The sequence below is a fragment of the Gordonia metallireducens genome (assembly GCF_021245825.1).
Classification (GTDB): domain Bacteria; phylum Actinomycetota; class Actinomycetes; order Mycobacteriales; family Mycobacteriaceae; genus Gordonia; species Gordonia namibiensis.
In genome coordinates this window covers 65,294-87,391 of record NZ_JAJQJP010000025.1, presented here as the reverse complement: position 1 = coordinate 87,391, position 22,098 = coordinate 65,294, and the positions used below count along the sequence as shown (strand labels likewise).

Here is a 22,098-nt window from a genome sequence, read left to right as displayed (position 1 = left end):
CCKCGCCGACCTCCCAGTCGGTGATCTTGCCGGTGGGCTTGACGTTGCCGGTGCCGTCGAGCTGGGTGCGTTCGGTGCGCAGGCCCACGACCTTGCCGTCCTCGCCGAGGATCTCGACGGGGCTTTCGAAGAAGTGCAGGAACAGCTTGTGGATCGCACCCTGCTTGGGTTCGCGGATGGCGTAGTTCTCGATGATCGTGGCGACCTGGTCGGTGATCTTCGAGCCGCGGCGCGCGACGGTCGAGCCCTCGTCGTAATCGATGTCTTCGGGGTTGACGATGACCTCGATGTTGGGCGAGTGGTCGAGTTCCTTGAGTTCGAGCGGGGTGAACTTGGCCTGGGCGGGGCCGCGGCGGCCGAAGACGTGGACCTCGACGGCCTTGTTGGCCTTGAGACCTTCGTAGACGTTGGCCGGGATCTCGGTGGGCAGCAGTTCGTCGCCGGTCTTGGCCAGCACGCGGGCGACGTCGAGGGCGACGTTGCCGACGCCGATGACGGCGACCTTCTCCTGCTCCAGCGGCCAGGTGCGCGGGAAGTCGGGGTGGCCGTCGTACCAGGCGACGAACTGAGCGGCGCCGTAGCTGCCCTCGAGGTCGATGCCGGGGATGTCGAGGGCGCGGTCGTCGGTGGCGCCGGTGGAGAAGATGATCGCGTCGTAGTGCGACTTGAGCTCGTCGAGGGTGATGTCGGTGCCGTAGTCGACGTTGCCGAGCAGACGGACCTGCGGCTTGTCGAGGACCTTGTGCAGGGCGGTGATGATGCCCTTGATGCGCGGGTGATCAGGCGCGACGCCGTAACGGATCAGTCCGAACGGGGCCGGCATACGCTCGTAGAGGTCGATGCTGACGCCGCGATCCTTCGCGGTGTCGGACTTCATCAACGCGTCGGCGGCGTAGATCCCGGCGGGACCGGCACCGACGATCGCAACCCGAAGCGGGCGGTGATATGACGTAGACATGACTGCACACAGCTTTCGTTGGAAGAGGTGCTGCTCGTAGGCAGCGACCGACACAGAGATGCCGGGATGGGTTGAAGACCTACTCGTCTATGGTTTTCAATGCCGACCGGAGAGTGTCGTCGAGGTGCGCGATCGCCAGGGACACGGCCGCATCCACGTCTCGTCGGCGGGCGATCTGCACCATCTCGAGATGGTCCGCCTGGGCGCGACTCCTGCGAGCCTCTTCGTTCACGATGGTCATTCCGACGTAGAGCGTCGAGAGATCGGTGAGATTGCCGAGGATCGCTCGGGTCCGTGGTCGGCTGTCACAGGTATCCACCAGCCAGTGAAAGCGGCGATTGGCTTCCACCCAGTCGCTGGCCGGCATGTCCATCGTCATCGATTCCGCGAGACGTTCGGCCTCGTCGAGTTTCTCGTCCGAGAGTTCGTGAACCGCCGCGGTCACGCTCGCCGGGATGAGGGTCTTACGTAGTTCGTAGACCTCGATCAACTCGTCTCGTGAGGTCCGGTGGATGGTGGCACCACGGAAGGCGTCGAAGTCCACGAGGCCTTCGGCTTCGAGTTGTCGGAGGGCCTCGCGGACCGGGGTGATGCTCACCCCGAGCCGCGAGGCGATGTCGGACTGGACGATCCTCGTCCCGGCCGCCAGGTTGCCGCTGACGATCGCACTCCGCAGGCGTTCTGCGACATCGAGGTTCGCGGTACTCGCGGTACGACGACTGGGCTTCGGGGTTGGGGGCGGGAGCGCGCTCATGTCAGCCTCCCTCGATGGACGAATACGAGTACGTCATCTCGATCCCCGGATGATCACAACACCACTCCCTGCCCGTCGCAGGTCATGGCCACAACAGCGCCGGACAATACCAGCCCGGCATAGGGGTTTCGAATGGCTTCGCCCGTTTCCGACCCGACCTGCTTGCGGTGCTTTGGATCGACGACGATCAGTGAGTCACCGACGAGGTCCCGGGTACCGAAGATCTCGGCGGGAGCGCTCGTGACCTTGTTCCAGAGCGTTTGCAGCGACAGACCTTCGTGCTCGGCGACAGTCAGCAGGGCAGACAACATGTAGCGCTGACTGGACAGACCCGGGCCGGTGTTGCCGTGAACCGGCGCGTTGTCATCGGTCGCGATCATGTCGATTTCTGATTCGAGCACACTCAACAGCGAGGTGCGGTCGCCACCGCCGGGTACAGGCGGCAGCACATGCAGGTTCTTTGCGTGTTTCTCGACGAGTTCGACCAGATAGTGCGGCGACGTCTGGATCGTGGCGTTCGGGGTGGACCGCATGATCTCGGTGGTTGCCTTCGACCTGGCATGCCGGTGATGGATGGGGCCCCCACGCAGTGCCGCCACCCGGTCCAGGTCGTCGTCATCCCAGGAATAGATGACTGCGGTGAGCCCCGCCCGCCACACTGCGTTGACGTTCGCTTCGAAATTGGGGTCCGGTGAGTAGAGTTTGCAGACTCTCGCCCAGTGCGGGTGCAACTCATCGGCATGTTCGTCCAGCCACGCTGCGAAACCGTCGGTGTTCTCCGGTTCCACCGACAGCGTCGGGATGTATCGGGGCAGGCTCGTCGAAGCGCAGAACTCGCCCACGACCGTCACGTTGAAGTCCTTCAGTTGCTGCCACTGCAGGGCGGTGTTGACGTGGGTGATCCCGCCCGCTCGGGGGCTGTGAACCTCTTGATGTCGGAGACCCATGCTCAGCAGCGGAATGTGCGCGTCACCGTCGTAGATGCCCGGCAAGGCCCACAGCTTGGAACCCTCGACCGTGGTCGGGCCGGGTGACGTCGGCGAGGGAACGGAGATCGTGATGTCCGCACGTTCTCCGGTCAGCGGGTGGTAGACGTCGGTGAAGATGACGTCGCGTGTCGTGGTGCTCACGGGATCGGGTTCTCCTTCGGCGTGAACGTCTTGTTGGTCAGGTCGAGGTCGGTCAGCTTTTCGACAGCAGAGTTGTAGATCTCGGTGCCCATCACGGCGTCCAGGTCGGGGGCGTTCTCGATGACACCGGTGTCCGCGAGAACGTCGGCGGTCTGCTGGTACAGCGCGCGATCCAGGGTTCCGACGGGCACATCCGTGGACCACACGGACTTGTTGACCTCGTTCATCTGCCAGAGCATGAAGTTCTTGTCGATGGTCGCGCCGGCGTCGGCGACGAACTGCACGCATTCCTCCGGATTGTCGCGGCAGTAGACCTGGCCCTTGATCGTGGCGGCGGTGAAGTCCGCCGCCTTCTCCGGGTTGGACTCGACGAAGTCGCCGTTACCGAACAGCTGCAGGCCGATGGTCGCGGTGCCGTCCTCGCTGTAGTCGTAGATCGTCAGGTCCGACAGGGGAACACCGGCCTGCAGGATCTGACCGACCTCGTTGTAGCCGTATGCCGACGCCATGTCGATCTCGCCGTTGAGGAACTGTGACATGTCGAAACCCTGCTCGACGAGCGTCACGTCGGTGTCCTTTTCGACGTTGTGCTTGGCCAGGGACGCGTAGAGCGAATTGGCCGACGACCACACGCCGATCTTCTTGCCCTTCCAGGTTTCCGGACCCTGCAGGTTGTCCGCGGCACGTGAGACGAGGCGTAGCGAGGTCTCCTGCTCCAATTGGGCCAGTGTCACCAGGTCGGTACCGACGTCGTTGGACAGAAACACGTTGGAGCCGTTGTCGACGCCGAACTGTGCGCTGCCTGCGCCCACGAGTTGTTCCGCGTTCACCTCGGGGCCGCCCGGCTTGATGGTGACGTCGAGGCCTGCCTCGTCGTAGTAGCCAAGCGCCTCGGCGGCGAAGACAGAGGCGAACTCGGGCTGGACCACCCACCCGAGGACGACTTCGACCTTGCCGTCGTTTCCGGCGGAATTGTCGCTGCCGCAGGCGGTCAGCGAGATCGCAGCAACCGCGGCGACCGCCGCCCCCGCGAAACGCAGGGTGCTCGACCAGGGACGCCGTGAGGCGCCTGTTCGTGGGGTGGACAGGAATGACATCATGGCTTCCTTACTGGGGAGGGTGTCCGCTTGGACACACTGAGCGGGAGAAGGACACACCGGGTGAACGGCATGAACCAGGTTGTGAGCGGGTCAGGCGGTTCGAGAAGGGTGCCAACGCAATACGCGGCGTTCGAGTAGCGAGATCCCGAAGTAGAGCACCACCGCGAAGATGAAGGCGACCAGGGCGGCACCCCAGGTGTCGGCAACCCGCGACTGCACCGCCGATGACTTGATAAAGGTGCCGAGGGTGTTGAGTTCGCCGCCGAAGAACTCGGCCACGATGGCGATCGAGAAGGCAGTCGGCAGACCCACCCTCAGTGCACTCATGCAGGCAGGCAGCATGGATGGGACGTACAGATCCCGGATGGTCTGAATCGGGGAGATCGACATGGACCGGAACACCTCGACGAGTCCGGGATCGGTGTCCCGGAGGCCGCGGAGCAGAAACGAGAGCACGATGGGATACACCGCGACCGACACCACGAAGATCCGTGAGGCGGGCGTCAGGCCAAAGAAGACGTTGGAGATGGGGACCAGTGCGACCATCGGTAGTGCCAACAGCGCGGCAGAGCCCACTTCGGCGATCTGACCCAGCACGCGGAGCCGGAAGGCGGCAACGGCGCTGAACGCCCCGGCGAGCGACCCGAGCGCCAAGCCGGCCAACGCCTCTCGTAACGTGTGCAATCCGAGGTCGACAAAGAACGCGGGACGCTCGGCGAAGGCTTCCCAGATCGCGGTGGGGGCAGGCAGGATGAACGGCTTGATCCCCGCCGCTTCGACCCAGAGTTCCCAGGCGCCCAGGATGAGTACCACGATTCCGACGGGGCCGACGACGCCCAGGACGCGAAGGCCGGTGGAGTAACCTCCCCCAAGGTTGGACCGCCGTCGGATGACGGGCGCAACCGCGGTCATGAGGCGCTCGCCAGCAGCCGCCGAACCTCGGTGGTCAGCTCGAAGAACTGTGACGTGTCAGCGAGTTCGGGAGTTCGTTCGCGAGGCAGGTCGACGGGTAGATGCGCGTGGATGCGCCCGGGGTTGCGTCCCATCACGATAATGTCGGTGGACAACGCAACGGCCTCGGCGATGCTGTGGGTGACGAACACGATGGTCTTCCCGGTGGACGCCCAGAGCGTGTGCAACTCGTAGTTCAGTCGCTCACGCAGGATCTCGTCGAGCGCGCCGAAGGGCTCGTCCATCAGCACGATCTGGGGATCGCTGACCAGTGCGCGCGCGATCGCTGCTCGTTGGGCCATCCCGCCTGAGAGGGTGCTGGGATGAGAGTCGAGGTGCTGTCCGAGACCGACTCGATCGAGTTCGGCCGTGGCGAGCCGACGACGTTGATCTCTGTCGACGCCCATGGCTTCGAGCGGGAGTTCGACGTTGCGGCGCACCGACCGCCACGGGATCAGGTTGGGGCTCTGGAAGACCATCGACATGGTGTGATCACGTCTGGCCTCCGCCGGCGTCCGAGACCCGATTCGGACGCCACCGGAAGTCACCGGTTCGAGATCGGCGATCATGCGTAAGAGAGTCGACTTGCCGCAGCCAGACGGCCCGATCAAGGAGACGAACGACCCGGCCTCGAAGACGTGGTCGATCGAATCGAGGATCAGTCGGTCCCCGTAGAACTTGGTCACCGAGTCGAGCACGATTGCGCCCTGGCCAGGGACAGACCCTCGCGGTGATCCGGTGATCTGGGTGGGAGAAATGGTCATTGTCCGGCCTTTCCATCGGCGGGCATTCGGAGCAGGATGCGGACCGCGTACGAGACGAGCGCGGAGAGCACGAACACGAGGACGACACCGCCGACCATGGCCACCAGGGCCGCGCACCACAGGGCCTCGGGGTCGGTCAGGTAGTACGAAGCGGCAGTCAGCATCGTGGCGGCAATGCCTTCGTCGGTGCCGCTCGGCAGTTCGGCCACGATCGATCCAGTGACTGCCAGAGCAGTCGCGGTCCGCATGGTGGTGGCCACGGCGAGCATCGTGAGCGGGAGATCGAGGCTCACGAGAGTTCTCATCCGGGAGCATCCCATCGACACGAACAACTGGCGGCGCGCTGTCGGGATGTCGCCGAGCGCTCGAGCCACCGCGACGTAGACGGGGAAGAACGCCAGCAGCGAGGCGATGACCGCACGGGAGAACCATCCGTCGCCGAGGAGGATGACCAGCGCCGGCACGATCGCGACCAGCGGCAATGTCTGCGTGGCCACAAGCACTGGAGTCAGTGTGCGAGAGGCGAACACAGACTTCGCAGTGATGACCCCCAGTACGGCCCCCACACAGACACCCAGAGCGACCCCGACCAGTGACTGCTGAAGTGTCACGGCGATGTTCTCACCGAGTGCCACTGCACGGATGTCGCCGGCCGGGGTGGTGACGAAGAATGCTTCCGCGATGGACCAACTGTGCGGCATCCTCGTATCGGAGACCCCGAAGACGGCTTTGGCGGCTTCGTAGACGCCGATCAGCACGAGAACGACCGTGAGGCCCCACGTGCCCGCGTTCATGAGCGCCCGAACTCGCGTGGGCATCAGCGATCGACTGATGCCGAACTCGGGGCGGGTGACCTGCACGATCGAACTCGTCGCGGCGGGTGGTCGGATCTCACCGACAGTCATGCTGGGAACCTTTCGATTCGTTTGTGACTCAGTCGGCCTCGGTGAGGGACTTCGCGTGGGACTGGTAACGCAGCGCCAGCCAGCGGTTGACCTGAGGCAGAGTGGTTTCCTGCCACGAGTAGCGACCGCGCTTGGCGTAACGGGACTTCTGCCCGTCCTGCATACGCTTGTTGGTGACCATGTCCTGGTCGTTGATGACCTGGTTCACCGCGTTCTGCATCTCGAAAGTCCACTCGAAGCCAGGGGCGTTCTTGATCTCCGGCGGGAACAGCCACGCTGCTCGCAGCGTCATCGTGTTGGCGCTCTCGGGGGTGATTAGAAAGTAGAAGACCTGGTCCGGGCTGAACGCGAAGAAGACCGTAGGCAGTATCGAGGCGAACATGATCCGGCTTCGGCGGAGTTCGTCGAGCCCTGGGAAGACCGGCAGGATGACCTTGCCCGTCGGGTTGAAGCCGGCATCGATGTACCGGTAGTTGGTCGGGTGCATGATGACGTTGTCGGTGTCCTCGAACTCGACGAACTCTGCCATCGATGCGGGGGCGACCTCGTGGTACCCCATGTGTACGAAGGAGGTGTGGTAGGGCTCGAGCGCGTTCTCGTGCATACCCTTCCAGTTCCATTCGAGGCCGGGGAACTCCTGGAGGTCGGTGAGTTCGAGGTTGGCGACGCCGTAGATCTCCATCTCTTCCTCGAGCTTCACCAATTGCGGCGCCAACTGGGCGGCATCCAGATCCATGTTGGCGAAGATCATCCCGTGCCAGATCTCGACTTTGAGATTGGGAAGGCTGGTCTCGGAACGAAGCTGAGCCATGGTGCAGGTCCGCTTCATCTCCGGTGCGGTCTTGAGCTGACCCTCCAGGTTGTAGGCCCAGTAGTGATAGGGGCACCGGAACTCCTTGGTGTTGCCCTTGTCGTTGTCTTCCACGACGGGGTAGGCGCGATGCTGACAGATCGCCGACATCACCCGGACGTTCTCGTCGTTGTCACGCGTGACGATGAGAGGCTCGTCGCCCACCGTGATCGTGTAGTAGTCGCCGATTTTCGGGATCTGACTGACATGCCCGAGGCAGAGCCACTCCTTGGCGAAGATGGCCTCCTTCTCGAACTCGTAGAACTCCTCGGATGTGTAAACCTCGGTGGGCATCGTTCGGGCGGTGGTGAAGTCGGCTTCGGGGACGCCGAGTCGGTCGAGGACATCCTGGACGAGTGGGGGGATCGTGTTCATCTCTGCTCCTGCGGACGATTCGGGGGTTGGGCTGATGGCGGTCTCACACGTTGCGGACGACCGGGGTTTCGCTGTTGCGGGTCACGACGCATACGCATTCGACATCGAGGTCGTTGAACTCTTCGTGGACCAATCCACCTGGGATCACGGCGATCTGCCCTGCAGCGGCGGTGAACTCCTCGTGCCCGCCGGGACCGTGCACGCGAAAACGCATCGCGCCCTCGACGACGCACACGATGGACGTCTGATCCTGGTGGTGGTGGGGGACTGACTGGTGGCCGGGTGGCAGCTTGCTGACCCCCATCCACATCCCGCCGGCCGATGCCGCCGAACCACGGGCGAGTGAGCCCGACCCGCCGCCGGCCGAGACCGCATTGTCGGCGACCAGGCCCGAGTCGACAAGACGGCTTCCGCTCGGGTAGGTCGCGGTGTCACCGTCGATACGAGGCGAGATGGGACTATCCGACATGGGGCCCGCCTTCTGGGAATGGGGTATGGGTAGTGGCGATTGCTTCGATCTCGACGAGGAACTCGGGCCGGACCAGTCGCTGGACGACCAGCAGGGTGTTGCCGGGCGGCCGCCTGTTCGGATACAGATCGGCGAAGATGAGCTCGCGGACGCGATAGAACTCGGCGATGTGGTCGGGGTCGACGAGATAGGTGGTGAACTTCACCACGTCGGAAAGGGACGAGTTGGCAGCCTCGAGGGTTTTGGCCATGTTGGCGAACACGGTACGCAGTTGTGTTTCGAAATCGCCTGTACCGATGGAGTTCCCGTCGACATCGGTACTCAGGACCCCGGCGATGGCGACGAGTTGTGCATTCGGCGGTGCCACGACCGCAGGACTGTAGAACCCGACGGGTTCGGAATCGGTGAAGACTGCGCTGTTCATCGAACTCCTTCAGTGAGTGCCAGGTCGGCGGCTCCGGGACCGGTGGACGGATCGTTGCCGAGGCCGTCGCAAACCGGGTTCACGATGCTGCCGATCTCGGAGATGGTTGCCTCGACGATGTTCCCGGGAGCGAGGAACTCAGCTGGCGTACGGGTGAATCCGACTCCCGAAGGGGTCCCGGTGGCGATGAGATCGCCCGGTAGGAGCTCGATGTAGCGGCTCAATGTGCAGATCTGCTGAGTGATCGAGAAGATCATGTCGGTCGTGACCGCCCGTTGCTTCTCGACACCGTCGACACGGAGAGACAGCTCGAGGGTGGGTGGATAGGGAATGGTGTCGGTGGTGACGATCCACGGTCCGACGGGCGTCCTGGCGTCGAGGTTCTTACCGATGTGCCACTGCGAAAAGCGTTTTTGGAGGTCACGTGCCGTCACGTCGTTGACGATCGTGTAGCCGAAGACGTGGTCGGCAACCTCGTCGGGAGTGATGTCGCGGCCAGCCTTCCCGATGATCACTCCCAACTCGACCTCCCAGTCGAGCTGAGCGGAAACGCTTTCGTCGGCGACGATACTTGCGTAGGGGCCGGTGAGTGCCGACGGCGTTTTGAAGAAGACGATCGGATCGGTCGGGATGTCCGCCGAGAAATGCGCGGCCGACTCTTGCTGGTGCGCGATGTAGTTGATGCCGAAACAGTATGCACCCCGCGATGATTCAGGAACGGGGGCGAGTAGTTCGACGTCGGCGAGAGCGACTGGGTTCCCGGTCGGTGTCGGAGTGGCGCCGCCGATGACGGCGTCCAGTGACTCGGTGATCGGCTGGACGGCGCTGCCGGTGACGATACCGACGCCGTTCACGCCGCCATGGCTGAAGCGTGCGTACTTCATGAGCTCTGCGCCGTCGTGTCGAGAAGATGGCGGCGGCGAAGCCAGCCCTCCTCATAAGGGGTTTGGAAGTCGAGTGTCAGTCGCAGGTGCGAGATCTTCCAGACACCGTCTCGGCGGGTGAAGTCGTCCACGTAATGGCCTCCTTGCCATATCGCTATTTCGTCTCGAATAGTGCAGGGCTCCAACAGCTTCCACCGACCGACGGCGTGGTCCCCGGAAACGGTGATCGTCTCGTTGGACAAGTAGTGGACGGTGAACCACAAGCGCTCGGGGCTCTGGTTGAACATCTCGGCGATCGCCTCGCGCCCCGCCCATCGAGCCCCCGGGATCGTCGAGCCGGTGAGATCCAGTTCTTCCCAGATCGCGTCATCCCAGAACAGCTCACCCATATCGAGTCGCCGTTTGTCGTCCGCCCATTGCATGTAGCGGGCCTTGAGTGCACGTATTTCGTCTTGTGATTCCAGTCGGTCCAGTCGGGTGAGGACGTCCTGAATGCAGGGATCGTTCATCGAGGGGTGTCTCCTGAGTGCAGCCCGCGAGATGCGGAAGAGATGGCCGGTCCGATCGCGTGACGTCGTTGTCGGGAGCTAACTCGCTCGGCCGTCTCTTATATTATTTGATCCGGAGACTGTGGCAATACGTGAAAGTAAACGACCGGTAAATCTGTGGAGCCGACATCATGTGACGACCCGACGCCGGACTCAGCCCTTCTGCGTCCGCCGGCTACCGGCGTGCCAGTCCTCCTGCTCGGGCGTCTCGTCGTCGGTCACGCCGAAGGCGCGCAGTTGCGGCTTCTCCCGCAGGCTCCGCTTGAGTTCGGCGAAGCCGGGGAAGCTCGCCAGCCCGACCACGTGGTCCCAGAGGGTGACCGCGTCCTCGTCGCTGGGCAGGCGACTGATGACGGGCCCGAAGAACGCCACGCCATTCGGCGGCTGGAAGTGGATGATCGGCGTGCCGACGTCGCGTCCGGTGAGGGCGAGTGCCTCGTCGGTCTCGGCCTGGATCTCCGCGTCGATGCCGGTGTCCTCCAGTGCGTCGACGTGATGGGTGGGTAACCCGAGCTCCTCCAGTACCGGGGTGAGGAAGCCGACGGTGCCGCGGTGGTCGGTGTTGTCGACCGTGTACGTGCCGGTGTGTTCCTCGAAGAACCTGGTGCCCAGTGCGACGTAGAACGGATCGATCGCATCCCGTCCGTGCTCTCGACGGATGCTCGCAGCGACGCGGAGCAGCCGGAGTCCGGCCGTGTGTCCCGCCTCGTACTCGGGCGGGAAATGCGCGGCGTAGTCGATGTGCGAGTTCAGCAGTCGGAGCGAGATGAACCGCCAGTCGACGCCGTAATCGCGCTGCGCCTGGACCTTGCGAACCCATTTGCTCGTCATCCACGCGAACGGACACACGGGATCGAAGTAGAAGTTGATGTCGGCGTGGGTCATGGGGTCGACGGTAGTGCCGAAAAACGCCCCGGGTGAACGGATCACCCGGGGCGTTTCGATTGGTACGGCGAGGACTAGAGGTCCAGCGAAGCGAGCGCCTCGTTGAAGGTCTTGCTCGGACGCATCACCGAAGCGGTCTTGTCCCAGTCCGGGTAGTAGTAGCCGCCGATGTCGACCTGCTGACCCTGGACGGAGTTCAGCTCCTGGACGATCTTCTCCTCGTTCGCGGCGAGGGTCTCGGCCAGCTGCGCGAACTGCTTGGCCAGCTCGGTGTCTTCGGTCTGCCCGGCCAGCTCCTGCGCCCAGTACAGGGCGAGGTAGAACTGGCTGCCGCGGTTGTCGAGCTCACCGGTCTTGCGCGACGGGCCCTTGTCGTTCTCGAGCAGCTTGCCGGTCGCGGCGTCGAGCGCCTTGGCCAGGATCACCGCACGCTCGTCGTCGAACTTCTTGCCCACGTCCTCGAGGCTGACCGCGAGGGCGAGGAACTCACCCAGCGAGTCCCAGCGGAGGTGGTTCTCCTCGATGAGCTGCTTGACGTGCTTCGGTGCCGAACCGCCCGCACCGGTCTCGTAGAGACCGCCGCCGGCCATCAGCGGCACGATCGACAGCATCTTCGCGCTGGTGCCGAGCTCCAGGATCGGGAAGAGGTCGGTGAGGTAGTCGCGGAGGATGTTGCCGGTCGCCGAAATGGTGTCCAGGCCGCGGACGACGCGCTCGAGGGTGTACCGCATGGCACGGACCTGCGACATGATCTGGATGTCCAGACCCTCGGTGTCGTGGTCGGGGAGGTACTTGTGGACCTTCTTGATGAGCTCGTTCTCGTGCGGGCGGTACGGGTCGAGCCAGAACAGGACCGGCATGCCCGAGTCGCGGCAGCGGTTGACGGCCAGCTTGACCCAGTCCTGGATCGGGGCGTCCTTCACGATGCACAGACGCCAGATGTCGCCCTCTTCGACGGTCTGGGTCAGCAGGACCTCACCGGTCTCGATGTCGGTGATGTTGGCGGTGCCGCCGACCGGGACCTCGAAGGTCTTGTCGTGCGAGCCGTACTCCTCGGCCTTCTGCGCCATCAGGCCGACGTTGGGAACGGTGCCCATCGTGGTGGGATCGAACTGCCCGTTGGTCTTACAGAAGTTGATCATCTCCTGGTAGATGCGGGAGAAGGTCGACTCCGGGTTGACCGCCTTGGTGTCCTTGAGGCGTCCGTCGGCGCCGTACATCTTGCCGCCGGCGCGGATCATCGCGGGCATCGAGGCGTCGACGATGACGTCGCTGGGGGAGTGGAAGTTCGAGATGCCGCGGGCCGAGTCGACCATGGCCAGCTCGGGACGGTGCTCGTGGCACTTGTGCAGGTCGTCGATGATCTCCTCGCGCTGGGCGCTGGGGAGCGACTCGATCTTGCTGTACAGATCCGACAGGCCGTTGTTGACGTTGACGCCGAGCTCGTCGAACAGTGCGCCGTGCTTCTCGAAGGCGTCGCGGTAGAAGACCTTGACCGCGTGGCCGAAGACGATGGGGTGCGAAACGCGCATCATCGTCGCCTTGACGTGGAGCGAGAACATGACGCCGGTCTTGTAGGCGTCCTCGATCTGCTCTTCGTAGAACTTGATGAGCGCCTTCTTGCTCATGAACATGCTGTCGATGACGTCGCCGTCGGTGATGTCGACCTCGGGCTTGAGGATCAGCGTCTCGCTGCCGTCGTCCGGGATGAGTTCCATCTTGACCTTGCGGTCGCCTTCGACGGTCATCGACTTCTCACCGTGGTAGAAGTCGCCCTCGCGCATGTGCGCGACATGGGTACGCGATGCCATCGACCACTCGCCCATGCTGTGCGGGTGCTTGCGCGCGTACTCCTTCACGGCCTTCGGCGCGCGGCGATCGGAGTTGCCCTCACGCAGAACCGGGTTGACCGCGCTGCCCAGGCACTTGGTGTACCGGTCGCGGATCGCCTGCTCTTCCTCGTTCTTCGGGTTGCCGGGGAAGTCGGGAAGGTCGTAACCCTTTTCCTGCAGTTCCTTGATCGCGGCGAGGAGCTGCGGCACCGAGGCGCTGATGTTGGGGAGCTTGATGATGTTGGTGTCGGGTTTCTGGGTGAGCTTGCCCAGTTCGCCGAGGTTGTCGTTGACCTTCTGGTCTTCGGGGAGGAGATCGGAGAACTCGGCGAGGACGCGCGCAGCGACCGAGATGTCGCTGGTCTCGACTTCGATGCCGGCCGCTCCGGCGAACGTGCGCACCACCGGCAAAAACGCGTGGGTGGCGAGCATGGGGGCTTCGTCGGTCAACGTGTAGATGATGGTCGGCTTCTGGGTGCTCATGCCTAATGTTCTCGATTCTGTCTGTATTAACCGGTGTCGCCGGCGACCTTGTGAGTCAGGCTTCACCGATACCACGCTTGCGGTGTGCTCGTGTGACAACTACTCCCCGATTCTGCCCCCTGTGATCAGCCTCGCGTTCAGGGGCCTCGGGTCTTGTGGTTTGATGCCGCCGGAGCCGGGACGTCCCGGTACCTCCGAAACCCGCGTCGATGCAGGTAGTTCACATTCTCTCGCGTTCGACGTGACTCCGCGCGTGGGCGATGGCCTCGTCGAGGGTGCCGACGAGATGGTTGTCGTGGCGCAAGGAGTCGACGACGCCGACACCTTCGAGCAGTCCGAGGTGTTCGGGTTGCACACCCTTGATGATCACCGTGATGCCGCGCTTCTCCAGATCGGTCACGATCTCGGCGAGCGAGCGGGCGCCGGTGGCGTCGAGCATGCCTAGGTGCGACATCCGGATGACGACCACCTTCACCGACTCGTTGCGGTCGGCGCCCGCGGAGATGGTGGTCGAGATCTTCTCGGCGGCGCCGAAGAACATCGCGCCGTCGAGGCGGAGCAGGGCGATGCGCTCATCACCGGGTCGCGCCGGCCCGGGCAGCGGCTCGCGGGTCACGCTCGCCCGCTGGGCGACCTGGCGCAGCGCGAAGAACGCCGCGACGACGATGCCGATCTCGACGGCCTCGATGAGGTCGAGCGTCACGGTGATGATCGCGGTGACCACGAAGATCAGGGCGTCCGAGCGGGTCGACCGCAGGATCGCGCGGACGGTCCCGACGGACACCATGCGGAACGACGTCACCATCAGCACGCCGGCGAGCGCGGCGAGCGGGATCTCCGACACCGGGCCGGTGGCCAGGTAGACGACCCCCAGCAGCAACAGCGAGTGCACGATCGCCGCGACCCGGGTGCGGGCGCCGGACCGCACGTTGACCGCGGTGCGGGCGATCGCGCCCGTCGCGGGCATGCCACCGAAGAGACCCGACGCGATCGACGCCAGACCCTGCCCGGACAGCTCGCGGTCGGGCTCGTACGGGCCGGTCGGCGACATGGTCGCCGCGACCCGCGCCGAGAGCAGCGACTCGATGGCGGCGAGCGCGGCGATCGCCACCGCCGCGCCGAACATCGCCCGCAGTGCCTCGGAGTCGACCTGCGGGATCGAGGGCGCGGGCAGCGACGACGGCAGCTGCCCGATCGTCGCCACGTCGAACACATCGGTGAAGTAGACGACCAAGGTGACCGCGATGACCGCGGTGAGGGATTCGGGGATGGAGGCATGGATACGCGGCAGCGCCACCATGATCACCGCGACCATCGCGACGACGGCCAGCGTGGCCCAGGCCTTCGACCAGTCGGCGTGGACGACGACGTCGATCGCCGCGTTGAGGGTCCGCATGCCCGCCGGGGCTGCCGTGTTGAATGCCGCCGGTACCTGCTGCAGGAAGATGATCGCCGCGATGCCGAGGGTGAAGCCCTCGATGACCGGCCACGGGATGAACGTCACCGCGCGTCCGAGTCCGAGTACGCCCGCGATCAGCACCAGCAGGCCTGCGAGGACGGTGACCATCGCGATGCTGCTCAGGCCGTGCTCGGCGACGATCGGTGCCAGGATCACGGCCATCGCGCCGGTGGGTCCGGACACCTGGACGTGCGAGCCGCCGAAGACGGCGGCGACGAGACCGGCGACGACCGCGGTGATCAGGCCCGCGGCGGCGCCGACGCCGGAGCTGATCCCGAAGGCGAGCGCCAGCGGGAGGGCGACGATACCGACGGTCACACCGGCGAGGATGTCGGTCTTCCAGCTCCGGGGGAGGTCGGCGTAGTCGCTGCGGCGGGGGACGAAGCCCCTGACCCGGGAGAGCGTGCCGGTGACGGCGTCGGTACTCACCGGCGGGTCACCGGCGGAAGCGACGAGATGGCATCGAGGTGCTCACGCTGGGCGTCGAGGGTGTCGATCAGGAACGTGCGCGCGATGACCAGGAGGTCGGAGATCTTCGGGTGGGCGAGTTCGTAGAAGACGGCGTTGCCGACGCGGTTCGCGGTGACCACCCGGTGCCGTTTGAGGACGCCCAGATGTTGTGACAGCAACGTCGGTTCGAGGTCGGTGGCCGCGATGAGTTCGCTGACCGGCGTCGGATCGCCGTTGGCGCTGAGCACCTCGAGGACACGGATGCGAGCGGGGTGCGCGAGGGCCTTGAACAGGTTGGCCTTGATCTCGTACAGCGGCTTGTCGGGGCCGGTATCGGTCACGGGTCACTCCAGCGGCGATCGAGTGGGCTGACGGTCCAGTTGATGGATTGACGGATTGAGCAATTCTTCAATCCGTACTATAACCCGACCTGGACACGGAAGCACCCCGCGGCCCTGGTCCGCGGGGTGCTCCCGATCGATCAGGCTGGATCAGCCCAGATCGAAACGATCGTTCTCGGCAACCTTCACCCACGCCTTGACGAAGTCGTTGACGAACTTCTCGGCGTTGTCGTCCTGAGCGTAGACCTCGGACAGCGCGCGCAGTTGCGAGTGCGAACCGAAGGACAGGTCGGCGGCGGTCGCCGTCCACTTGGTCTGGCCCGACGAGCGGTCGACGACCTCGTAGACGTTCTCGTCGGTGCCCGACTTCCACTCGTAGTCCATGCTGACGACGTTGCGGAAGAAGTCGTTCGACAGCACGCCCGGACGATCGGTGAACACGCCGTGCTTGGAGCCGCCGTAGTTCACGTCGAGGGCCCGGAGTCCGCCGATCAGCACGGTGAGCTCCGGAGCGGTGAGGCCGAGCATGTAGGCGCGCTCGAGCAGCAGCTGCTCCAGCGGGGCCTTCTCACCACCACGGCTGTAGTTGCGGAAGCCGTCCGCCGCGGGCTCGAGCACCTCGAACGAGTCGACGTCGGTCTCCTCCTGCGAGGCGTCGGTGCGACCCGGTGTGAACGGCACGGTGACCGGGAAACCGGCTGCCTCGGCGGCCTTCTCCACGGCGGCGGCGCCACCGAGGATGATCAGGTCGGCCACCGACACCTTCTTGCCGCCGGACGCCGAGTCGTTGAAGTCCTTCTGGATCTGCTCGTAGACCGGCAGGGCCTTGGCGAGTTCGCTGGGCTCGTTGACCTCCCAGTTCTTGATCGGTTCGAGGCGGATGCGTGCACCGTTCGCGCCGCCGCGCTTGTCGGTGCTGCGGAAGCTCGCCGCCGACGCCCACGCGGTCTTGAGCAGCTGGGTCGGCGAGAGCGCCTCGAGCAGCTTGCTCTTCAGTGACGCGATGTCGGAGTCGTCGACGAGCTCATGGTCGACGGCCGGCACCGGGTCCTGCCAGATCTGCGGCTCGGCAACCCACGGTCCGAGGTAGCGCGTGACCGGCCCCAGGTCGCGGTGGAGCAGCTTGTACCAGGCCTTGGCGAAGGCCACCTCGAGTTCCTCGGGATGGTCGAGCCAGCGGCGGGTGATGTCGGCGTAGATCGGCGACTCGCGTAGCGCGACGTCGGTGACCAGCATGGTCGGTGCGCGTCCCGGTCCGCCGAACGGATCCGGGATCGTGCCCGCGCCAGCACCGTCCTTGGCGACGTACTGCCAGGCCCCGGCGGGGCTCTTCTGCAGCTCCCACTCGTAGCCGTAGAGGATCTCGAGGAAGCTGTTGTCCCACTGGGTCGGCGTGTTGGTCCAGACGACCTCCAGGCCCGAGGTGATGGCATCCTCCGCCTTGCCGCTGCCGTAGCTGGACTTCCAGCCCAGGCCCTGCTGCTCGATCGGTGCGGCCTCGGGCTCGGGGCCGACGAGATCGGCGTCGCCGGCGCCGTGGGTCTTGCCGAAGCTGTGGCCGCCCACGATGAGAGCTGCGGTCTCCTCGTCGTTCATCGCCATCCGGGCGAAGGTTTCGCGGATGTCGTAGGCCGCCGCGATCGGGTCCGGCTTGCCCTCGGGTCCTTCGGGATTGACGTAGATCAGGCCCATCGTGGTGGCGCCGAACGGCTTTGCCAGTTCGCGTTCACCGGAGTAGCGCTTGTCGGTGCCGAGCCACTGGTCCTCGGGGCCCCAGAACACCTCCTCCGGCTCCCAGATGTCCTCGCGACCGAAGCCGAAGCCAAAGGTCTTGAACCCCATGGATTCCAGCGCGACGTTGCCGGCGAAGACCAGCAGGTCCGCCCACGAGAGCTTGTTGCCGTACTTCTGCTTGATCGGCCACAGCAGGCGTCGTGCCTTGTCGAGGTTCGCGTTGTCCGGCCAGCTGTTGAGCGGGGCGAAACGCTGCGCACCCTGACCGCCGCCGCCGCGGCCGTCGAAGATGCGGTACGTGCCGGCCGCGTGCCAGCTCATGCGGATGAACAGACCTCCGTAGTGGCCGTAGTCGGCGGGCCACCAGTCCTGCGACTGGGTCATCAGCGAGACGAGGTCGGCCTTGAGTGCCTCGACGTCGAGCTTCGCGAATTCCTTCTTGTAGTCGAAGTCCTCGCCCAGCGGGTTGGACAGCGGGGAATGCGCGTGCAGGACCGACAGATCGATCTGTTCGGGCCACCAGTCCTTGTTGGTCAGCGGCGCATGCGCTTTCGGCTCCGGCGACGGAATCGCCGGATTCTCGCTCTCGCTGTTGCTCCGGGTGTCTTCTGCGGAATTCGGTGGGCGGCTGTCGGAGGTCACGACATTCCTTTCGATGGTGGAACCGGTTGGGCTGCGATCACGGATGTGATCAGGTCGGGGCCGTACTGACGCAATCCGGGCAGAGTCCCCAGAAGATCACCTCGGCTTCGTCGAGGACGAAACCGTGGTCCTCGGAGGCCGTGAGGCAGGGTGCCTCGCCGACCGCGCAGTCGACGTCCTCGACGGTTCCGCAGGACCTGCAGACGACGTGATGATGATTGTCGCCGGTGCGGAATTCGTAGAGGGACACCGAACCCGACGGTTGGATCCGTCGGATGAGACCGGTCTCGGTGAGTGCCCGCAGGACGTCGTAGACGGCCTGACGGGACACGTTGGGCAGCGTCTGGCGGACGATGCCGTAGATGGTCTCGGTGTCGGTGTGGGGATGTTCGTCGACGGCATGCATGACCGTCACCCGTGGTTGGGTGACTCGAAGGTCCGCGGCCCGGAGTTGCTGGGCATAGTCCGATGTCGATGCCACGCGACCACCATAGGCACACCGCCTACGAGTTCACGTCGTTTTTCTGGATCTGATCAAAACTCCGCGGGAACAGCAGGTTCACCCCGTTCAGCGCAGTGAGAGCGTGACGCGATCGGGACGCAGGTAGTCCTCCGGGTCGCGGAGATAGCGGACCTCGGGACGGGCGTCGATGGTTCTCAGGGCGTCGAAGAAGGCCCGTTCGCGGTTGACGGCGGGGGTCGCGATCACCGGGAACCAGTCGTCGTGATGGTTGGGCACAAAGACTTTCGGGCGCAACGCGTCGATGTAGCGCATCGGGTCGCCCAGGCCGTTGGTGATCTCGTTGAAGCCCTGGATGGACCCGACGTGCAGGTCGACGGGGCCGAGAGCGCGTAGGCCGGCGAGGATCGCCCGACCGCCGGGATCCTGGCTCACCGGACCGACCGAATCGTTCCAGACGATCCGGCGGCCGCCGACGGAGAACGCATAGAGGACCGCGCCACCCTCCGGGTCGTTCAGATGCCCGGCGAGACGGCCGAGTTCGTCCGCCTGCGGCGGGTCGGTGAGCAGACGGTCGCTCGGTGGGATCGGCAGCAGCGGGGGATGCTGCCCCGTGGGCGCCTTGAGGGTCGAATGGATGTTGCTCATCGCGGTGACCGTGATTCCCGGGATGCCACGGTAGATCTGGGTGCTGCCGGGACGTGCGCCGGCAGGGACAACCGCGTCGCACGCGACGTCGGGCCGGCGGAAGAAGGCGCAGTGACCGGCCGAGCCGACGAGGCGCGCACCGGAGGCCTTCGCGATGTCGTCGGCATCGGCGGCATGGTCGAAGTGCCCGTGGCCGATCAAGATGTGCGACGGTTTGATCGCAGCGATCTGCGCGCGCGTCGTGGGGACCTGGTTGCGGTAGGCGTTGGGCACCCACGCGTCGGTGAGGAACACCTGACCGGACATGGCCACGGCGAAACTCGAGACGCCGAACCAGGAGAAGATCACGCGGTCGTTCCGGACCGCGCCGGTGGTCTGGTCGACATTGTGGGGGCCGAACACCGCCGAACGGGCGGAGACCAGTGCGGAGTCGGCGCGGGCGGTGCCGACGCCCGGCAGCGAGGTGGCGACGACGGCCAGGAGCAGTGACAGGACCAGGACGACGCGACGGTGCATGAGTGGGGAGTCTACGGCTGCGGCAACGGGAGTCGTCCGAGATCGTGATCCCGACGCCGCCTACGACTCGGCGCAGGCGGGCGCCGGTGCGTCCTGTGACAGTGGCTTGCCCGGTGGTGTCAGATACAGGAACACGATGACCACCGGGACGTCGCCGACGTTCTTGCCCTCGTGGACGTGTTTCTCGCCGGGCGGATCGCTGAAGATGCTCCCGGCGGGGTAGATCGACGGTTTGCAGTCCGACTCCGGGTGGGTGAGCGTGCCCTGCCGGACGAACGCGAAGGTCTCGCCGTCGTGGTGGTGCCAGCCGGTGGTGCCGCCGGGCGCGATGGTCGTCTCTTTGACCTCGATGTCCACTCCCCGCGGGACGAACGGCAGGAGTCCGGCCGGGATCTCGGTCCGGGCCAACGTTTTCGACGAGACCCCGGTCGAGGGCGTGGCATTCGCGGTGGCGGGGCCGATGAGCGCGGGCCCCAGGAGGGCGGCCGCCGCGACGACGCCGCCGATAACTGTTCGGATCGTAGGAGTCATCGGGCGACGGTACGTCCGACCGGACCTTGTGACCTGCGGTTACGCCGATTCGTTCCCGTTTCGTTAGGGCGGCGGCCTACGGCTGGGCGCAGGCCGGGGCGTCGGCATCCTCCGACAGCGGCTTGCCGGGCGGCATCACGTAGAGGACGTCGAGGATCACCGGCACGGTGCCCAGGTTCGTGCCCTCGTGGGTGTTGGCCTTCCCGCCGGGCTCCTCGATGATCTGGCCCGCCCGGTAGACGACCGGCTTGCAGTCCGCGCCCGGGTGGGTGAGCGTGCCCTGCCGGACGAGACCGTAGATCTGTGCGTCGTGGTAGTGCCAGCCGGTGGTTCCGCCAGGGGCGATGGTGATCTCGCGGACCTCGACGTGTGCTCCCTGCGGAACGAACGGCAGGAGTCCGGCAGGGATGTCGGTGTGGGCGAGGGTGACCGCCGAAACCCCCGACGAGGGAGTCGCATTCGCGTTCGCCGGTCCCAGCAGGACGGGCGTGAGGAGTGCCGCCGCGGCGAGGGCGGTGATTGCTGTGGTGGGGAGGGTCATTGCGCGACACTACGACGGCGCCGCGCGTGTGAGCTGCGGTTTCGACGAATCGGTCACGACCTTCGCTCACTCCCTCCGTTCGCGCTCACGCGATGAAGGTAAGCGAGAACGGATCCCGTGAGCGCGGCGTCGGACGAGCGTGGTGCGGAAATACGACGACGGCCGCCATCCGGGTGGATGGCGACCGTCGTGTTGCCTCGAGCCAGATCAGCTGTCGATGCCGACCAGTTCCTTGGCGAGCTCGGCGAAACGGATCTCGATGGCCGAGACGACCCGCTGGCGGTTCTTGTGGGTCTCCTCGTAGGCGAGGGTCACCCGCAGATCGGCCGGCGTGGAGAGTTCCTTGACCGCGGCGACCGCGTCGCCGACGTTGAGATCGGGGTAGCCCTCGATCGGAAGGTCCTCGGCTTCGACGGTTCCGGTGATCTCGCGGAGCTGGTGGAGTGCGTCCGCGGCACCCTTGGCGCCGTTGTCGCGGGCGCTGTCCTCGACCGCCTCGAGTGCTGCGTCGCGTCCGGCGGCGACGGTCTTCGAGACGGCGGTGCCGGCGTTCTCGATGGCGTCACCGGCGCGCGCTGCGGCATCCGCGGCGTCGTCGACGGCGGTCGCGAATCGACTGCGTATCAGCGCGATCGGATCGGGAAGCTGTCGAGCGAAGTCGGCAGTCCGGTCGATGGCCCACGATGCGCCGTTCGCCGGCGCGGTGAGTGCACGCGCTGCGAGTCCGCTGACCCACTGGGTCGGGCCGCGACGCAGCGCGGTGGGTCCACCCAACGCCTCTTCGGCGAGGACGGTGGTCAGCCAGTCGACCGTCGCGGTATGGGCCACGATCAGCTTCTCGGCCAGGTCGACGAGAGCCTTGTCCTCCTGGCCGGTCGCGAGGGCCTTGAGGTAGGTCGAGCGTGCGAGGAGACGCTGCTCGAGCGCGAGGTCGTCGAGGAGCGCCTCGTCAAGCGGCTGGGTCTGCTCGACGACGGTCTTGGCCAGGGCGCCGACGCGGCCGATCACGGGACGGATCACGTCGACGAGTCCGCCACGTTCGCGGAGGGCCTCCTCGATGGCGACGGCACGCAGTTGCGCATTCTCCGCGTTCTCGGCGAGTTCCTTGCGGATTGCGTCGGTCCGGGCCTGGGCCTGACGCGTTTCGGCGATCTGGATCTCGGTGTGCGTCATCGCGAGGATTGCACGAAGTTGCTGGTGGACGGTGGTGGTCGAAACAGTCATTCGGTCTCGCTCCCTTCTCATCCGCGGCGGGATGTGTACGTCCAGAGTGTTGCCACGACGACCAGGTCCGTAACCTCCCTCTCGACATCCGCGGTCATACTGATCCGAAAGCTGTTGTGCCTCAAGCGCGTACGGCAACCGTGAGGTGGATCACATCAGGGTTTGGCGCGCGGGCTGCACTACACAAAGACGACAAAACGCCCCCGGGTCGACGCTTGGTGCGTCGCCGCGGGGGCGTTC

At 65.3% G+C, this 22,098-nt stretch carries 22 protein-coding genes; all 22 read right to left on the bottom strand.

The genetic code is table 11. The features are described from left to right. Positions 1–958 (bottom strand): FAD-dependent oxidoreductase (locus LQD00_RS08790; RefSeq protein ID WP_232716773.1); only part of this gene is annotated, 958 nt, incomplete at its 3' end. Between the two features lie 79 nt (positions 959–1,037). Then, entirely contained in the window at positions 1,038–1,712 is a 675-nt protein-coding gene (locus LQD00_RS08785; RefSeq protein ID WP_232716772.1) for a GntR family transcriptional regulator, read from the bottom strand. 53 nt (positions 1,713–1,765) lie between these two features. Beyond that, positions 1,766–2,704: an amidohydrolase family protein gene (locus LQD00_RS08780; RefSeq protein WP_232716771.1), complete on the bottom strand. Its 939-nt coding sequence runs from the start codon at positions 2,702–2,704 to the stop codon at positions 1,766–1,768. A gap of 134 nt (positions 2,705–2,838) precedes the next feature. Beyond that, positions 2,839–3,939 (bottom strand): ABC transporter substrate-binding protein, encoded by a 1,101-nt coding sequence (locus tag LQD00_RS08775; RefSeq protein ID WP_232716770.1) that lies wholly within the window; start codon positions 3,937–3,939, stop codon positions 2,839–2,841. Positions 3,940–4,032: 93 nt separating this feature from the next. Next, positions 4,033–4,854: an ABC transporter permease gene (locus LQD00_RS08770; RefSeq protein WP_232716769.1), complete on the bottom strand. Its 822-nt coding sequence runs from the start codon at positions 4,852–4,854 to the stop codon at positions 4,033–4,035. Continuing rightward, positions 4,851–5,657 carry an ABC transporter ATP-binding protein gene (locus LQD00_RS08765; RefSeq protein WP_232716768.1) on the bottom strand — a complete coding sequence of 269 codons (807 nt, stop codon included), beginning with the start codon at positions 5,655–5,657 and terminating at the stop codon, positions 4,851–4,853. Before LQD00_RS08765 ends, LQD00_RS08770 begins: the two co-directional genes overlap by 4 nt. Further along, the gene (locus LQD00_RS08760) at positions 5,654–6,562 is read right to left on the bottom strand and encodes an ABC transporter permease (protein WP_232716767.1); all 909 of its coding nucleotides are present in this window, start codon (positions 6,560–6,562) and stop codon (positions 5,654–5,656) included. The genes LQD00_RS08765 and LQD00_RS08760 overlap by 4 nt, the downstream gene beginning before the upstream one ends. Before the next feature lie 28 nt (positions 6,563–6,590). Next, on the bottom strand, positions 6,591–7,787 hold the full coding sequence (locus LQD00_RS08755) for an aromatic ring-hydroxylating oxygenase subunit alpha (RefSeq protein WP_232716766.1): 1,197 nt from the start codon (positions 7,785–7,787) through the stop codon (positions 6,591–6,593). 43 nt (positions 7,788–7,830) lie between these two features. After that, positions 7,831–8,256, bottom strand: coding sequence for a cupin domain-containing protein (locus LQD00_RS08750; RefSeq protein WP_232716765.1), 426 nt, complete (start codon positions 8,254–8,256; stop codon positions 7,831–7,833). Beyond that, a complete protein-coding gene (locus LQD00_RS08745) occupies positions 8,246–8,680 on the bottom strand; it encodes a RidA family protein (protein WP_232716764.1) in 435 nt (144 codons plus the stop codon). The genes LQD00_RS08750 and LQD00_RS08745 overlap by 11 nt, the downstream gene beginning before the upstream one ends. Then, entirely contained in the window at positions 8,677–9,564 is an 888-nt protein-coding gene (locus LQD00_RS08740) for a fumarylacetoacetate hydrolase family protein (protein ID WP_232716763.1), read from the bottom strand. Before LQD00_RS08740 ends, LQD00_RS08745 begins: the two co-directional genes overlap by 4 nt. After that, on the bottom strand, positions 9,561–10,073 hold the full coding sequence (locus LQD00_RS08735) for a nuclear transport factor 2 family protein (protein ID WP_232716762.1): 513 nt from the start codon (positions 10,071–10,073) through the stop codon (positions 9,561–9,563). The genes LQD00_RS08740 and LQD00_RS08735 overlap by 4 nt, the downstream gene beginning before the upstream one ends. A gap of 192 nt (positions 10,074–10,265) precedes the next feature. Next, positions 10,266–10,997, bottom strand: coding sequence for a mycothiol-dependent nitroreductase Rv2466c family protein (locus LQD00_RS08730; RefSeq protein ID WP_232716761.1), 732 nt, complete (start codon positions 10,995–10,997; stop codon positions 10,266–10,268). Positions 10,998–11,071: 74 nt separating this feature from the next. Further along, entirely contained in the window at positions 11,072–13,312 is a 2,241-nt protein-coding gene (locus LQD00_RS08725; protein WP_232716760.1) for an NADP-dependent isocitrate dehydrogenase, read from the bottom strand. 220 nt (positions 13,313–13,532) lie between these two features. Then, positions 13,533–15,200, bottom strand: coding sequence for a SulP family inorganic anion transporter (locus LQD00_RS08720; RefSeq protein WP_232716759.1), 1,668 nt, complete (start codon positions 15,198–15,200; stop codon positions 13,533–13,535). Continuing rightward, positions 15,197–15,562 carry an ArsR/SmtB family transcription factor gene (locus tag LQD00_RS08715; RefSeq protein WP_232716758.1) on the bottom strand — a complete coding sequence of 122 codons (366 nt, stop codon included), beginning with the start codon at positions 15,560–15,562 and terminating at the stop codon, positions 15,197–15,199. The genes LQD00_RS08720 and LQD00_RS08715 overlap by 4 nt, the downstream gene beginning before the upstream one ends. Positions 15,563–15,712: 150 nt before the next feature. Further along, positions 15,713–17,938 (bottom strand): catalase/peroxidase HPI, encoded by a 2,226-nt coding sequence (katG, locus tag LQD00_RS08710; RefSeq protein ID WP_232716757.1) that lies wholly within the window; start codon positions 17,936–17,938, stop codon positions 15,713–15,715. A 49-nt stretch (positions 17,939–17,987) separates the two neighbouring features. Continuing rightward, positions 17,988–18,419 (bottom strand): Fur family transcriptional regulator, encoded by a 432-nt coding sequence (locus LQD00_RS08705; protein ID WP_232716756.1) that lies wholly within the window; start codon positions 18,417–18,419, stop codon positions 17,988–17,990. An 87-nt stretch (positions 18,420–18,506) separates the two neighbouring features. Beyond that, complete coding sequence (locus LQD00_RS08700) at positions 18,507–19,562, bottom strand: MBL fold metallo-hydrolase (protein WP_232716755.1); 1,056 nt, start codon at positions 19,560–19,562, stop codon at positions 18,507–18,509. A gap of 60 nt (positions 19,563–19,622) precedes the next feature. Further along, positions 19,623–20,093 carry a cupin domain-containing protein gene (locus tag LQD00_RS08695; RefSeq protein ID WP_232716754.1) on the bottom strand — a complete coding sequence of 157 codons (471 nt, stop codon included), beginning with the start codon at positions 20,091–20,093 and terminating at the stop codon, positions 19,623–19,625. A 76-nt stretch (positions 20,094–20,169) separates the two neighbouring features. Further along, positions 20,170–20,634: a cupin domain-containing protein gene (locus LQD00_RS08690; protein WP_232716753.1), complete on the bottom strand. Its 465-nt coding sequence runs from the start codon at positions 20,632–20,634 to the stop codon at positions 20,170–20,172. Between the two features lie 207 nt (positions 20,635–20,841). Further along, complete coding sequence (locus LQD00_RS08685) at positions 20,842–21,858, bottom strand: ferritin-like domain-containing protein (RefSeq protein WP_232716752.1); 1,017 nt, start codon at positions 21,856–21,858, stop codon at positions 20,842–20,844. Positions 21,859–22,098 lie beyond the last annotated feature (240 nt).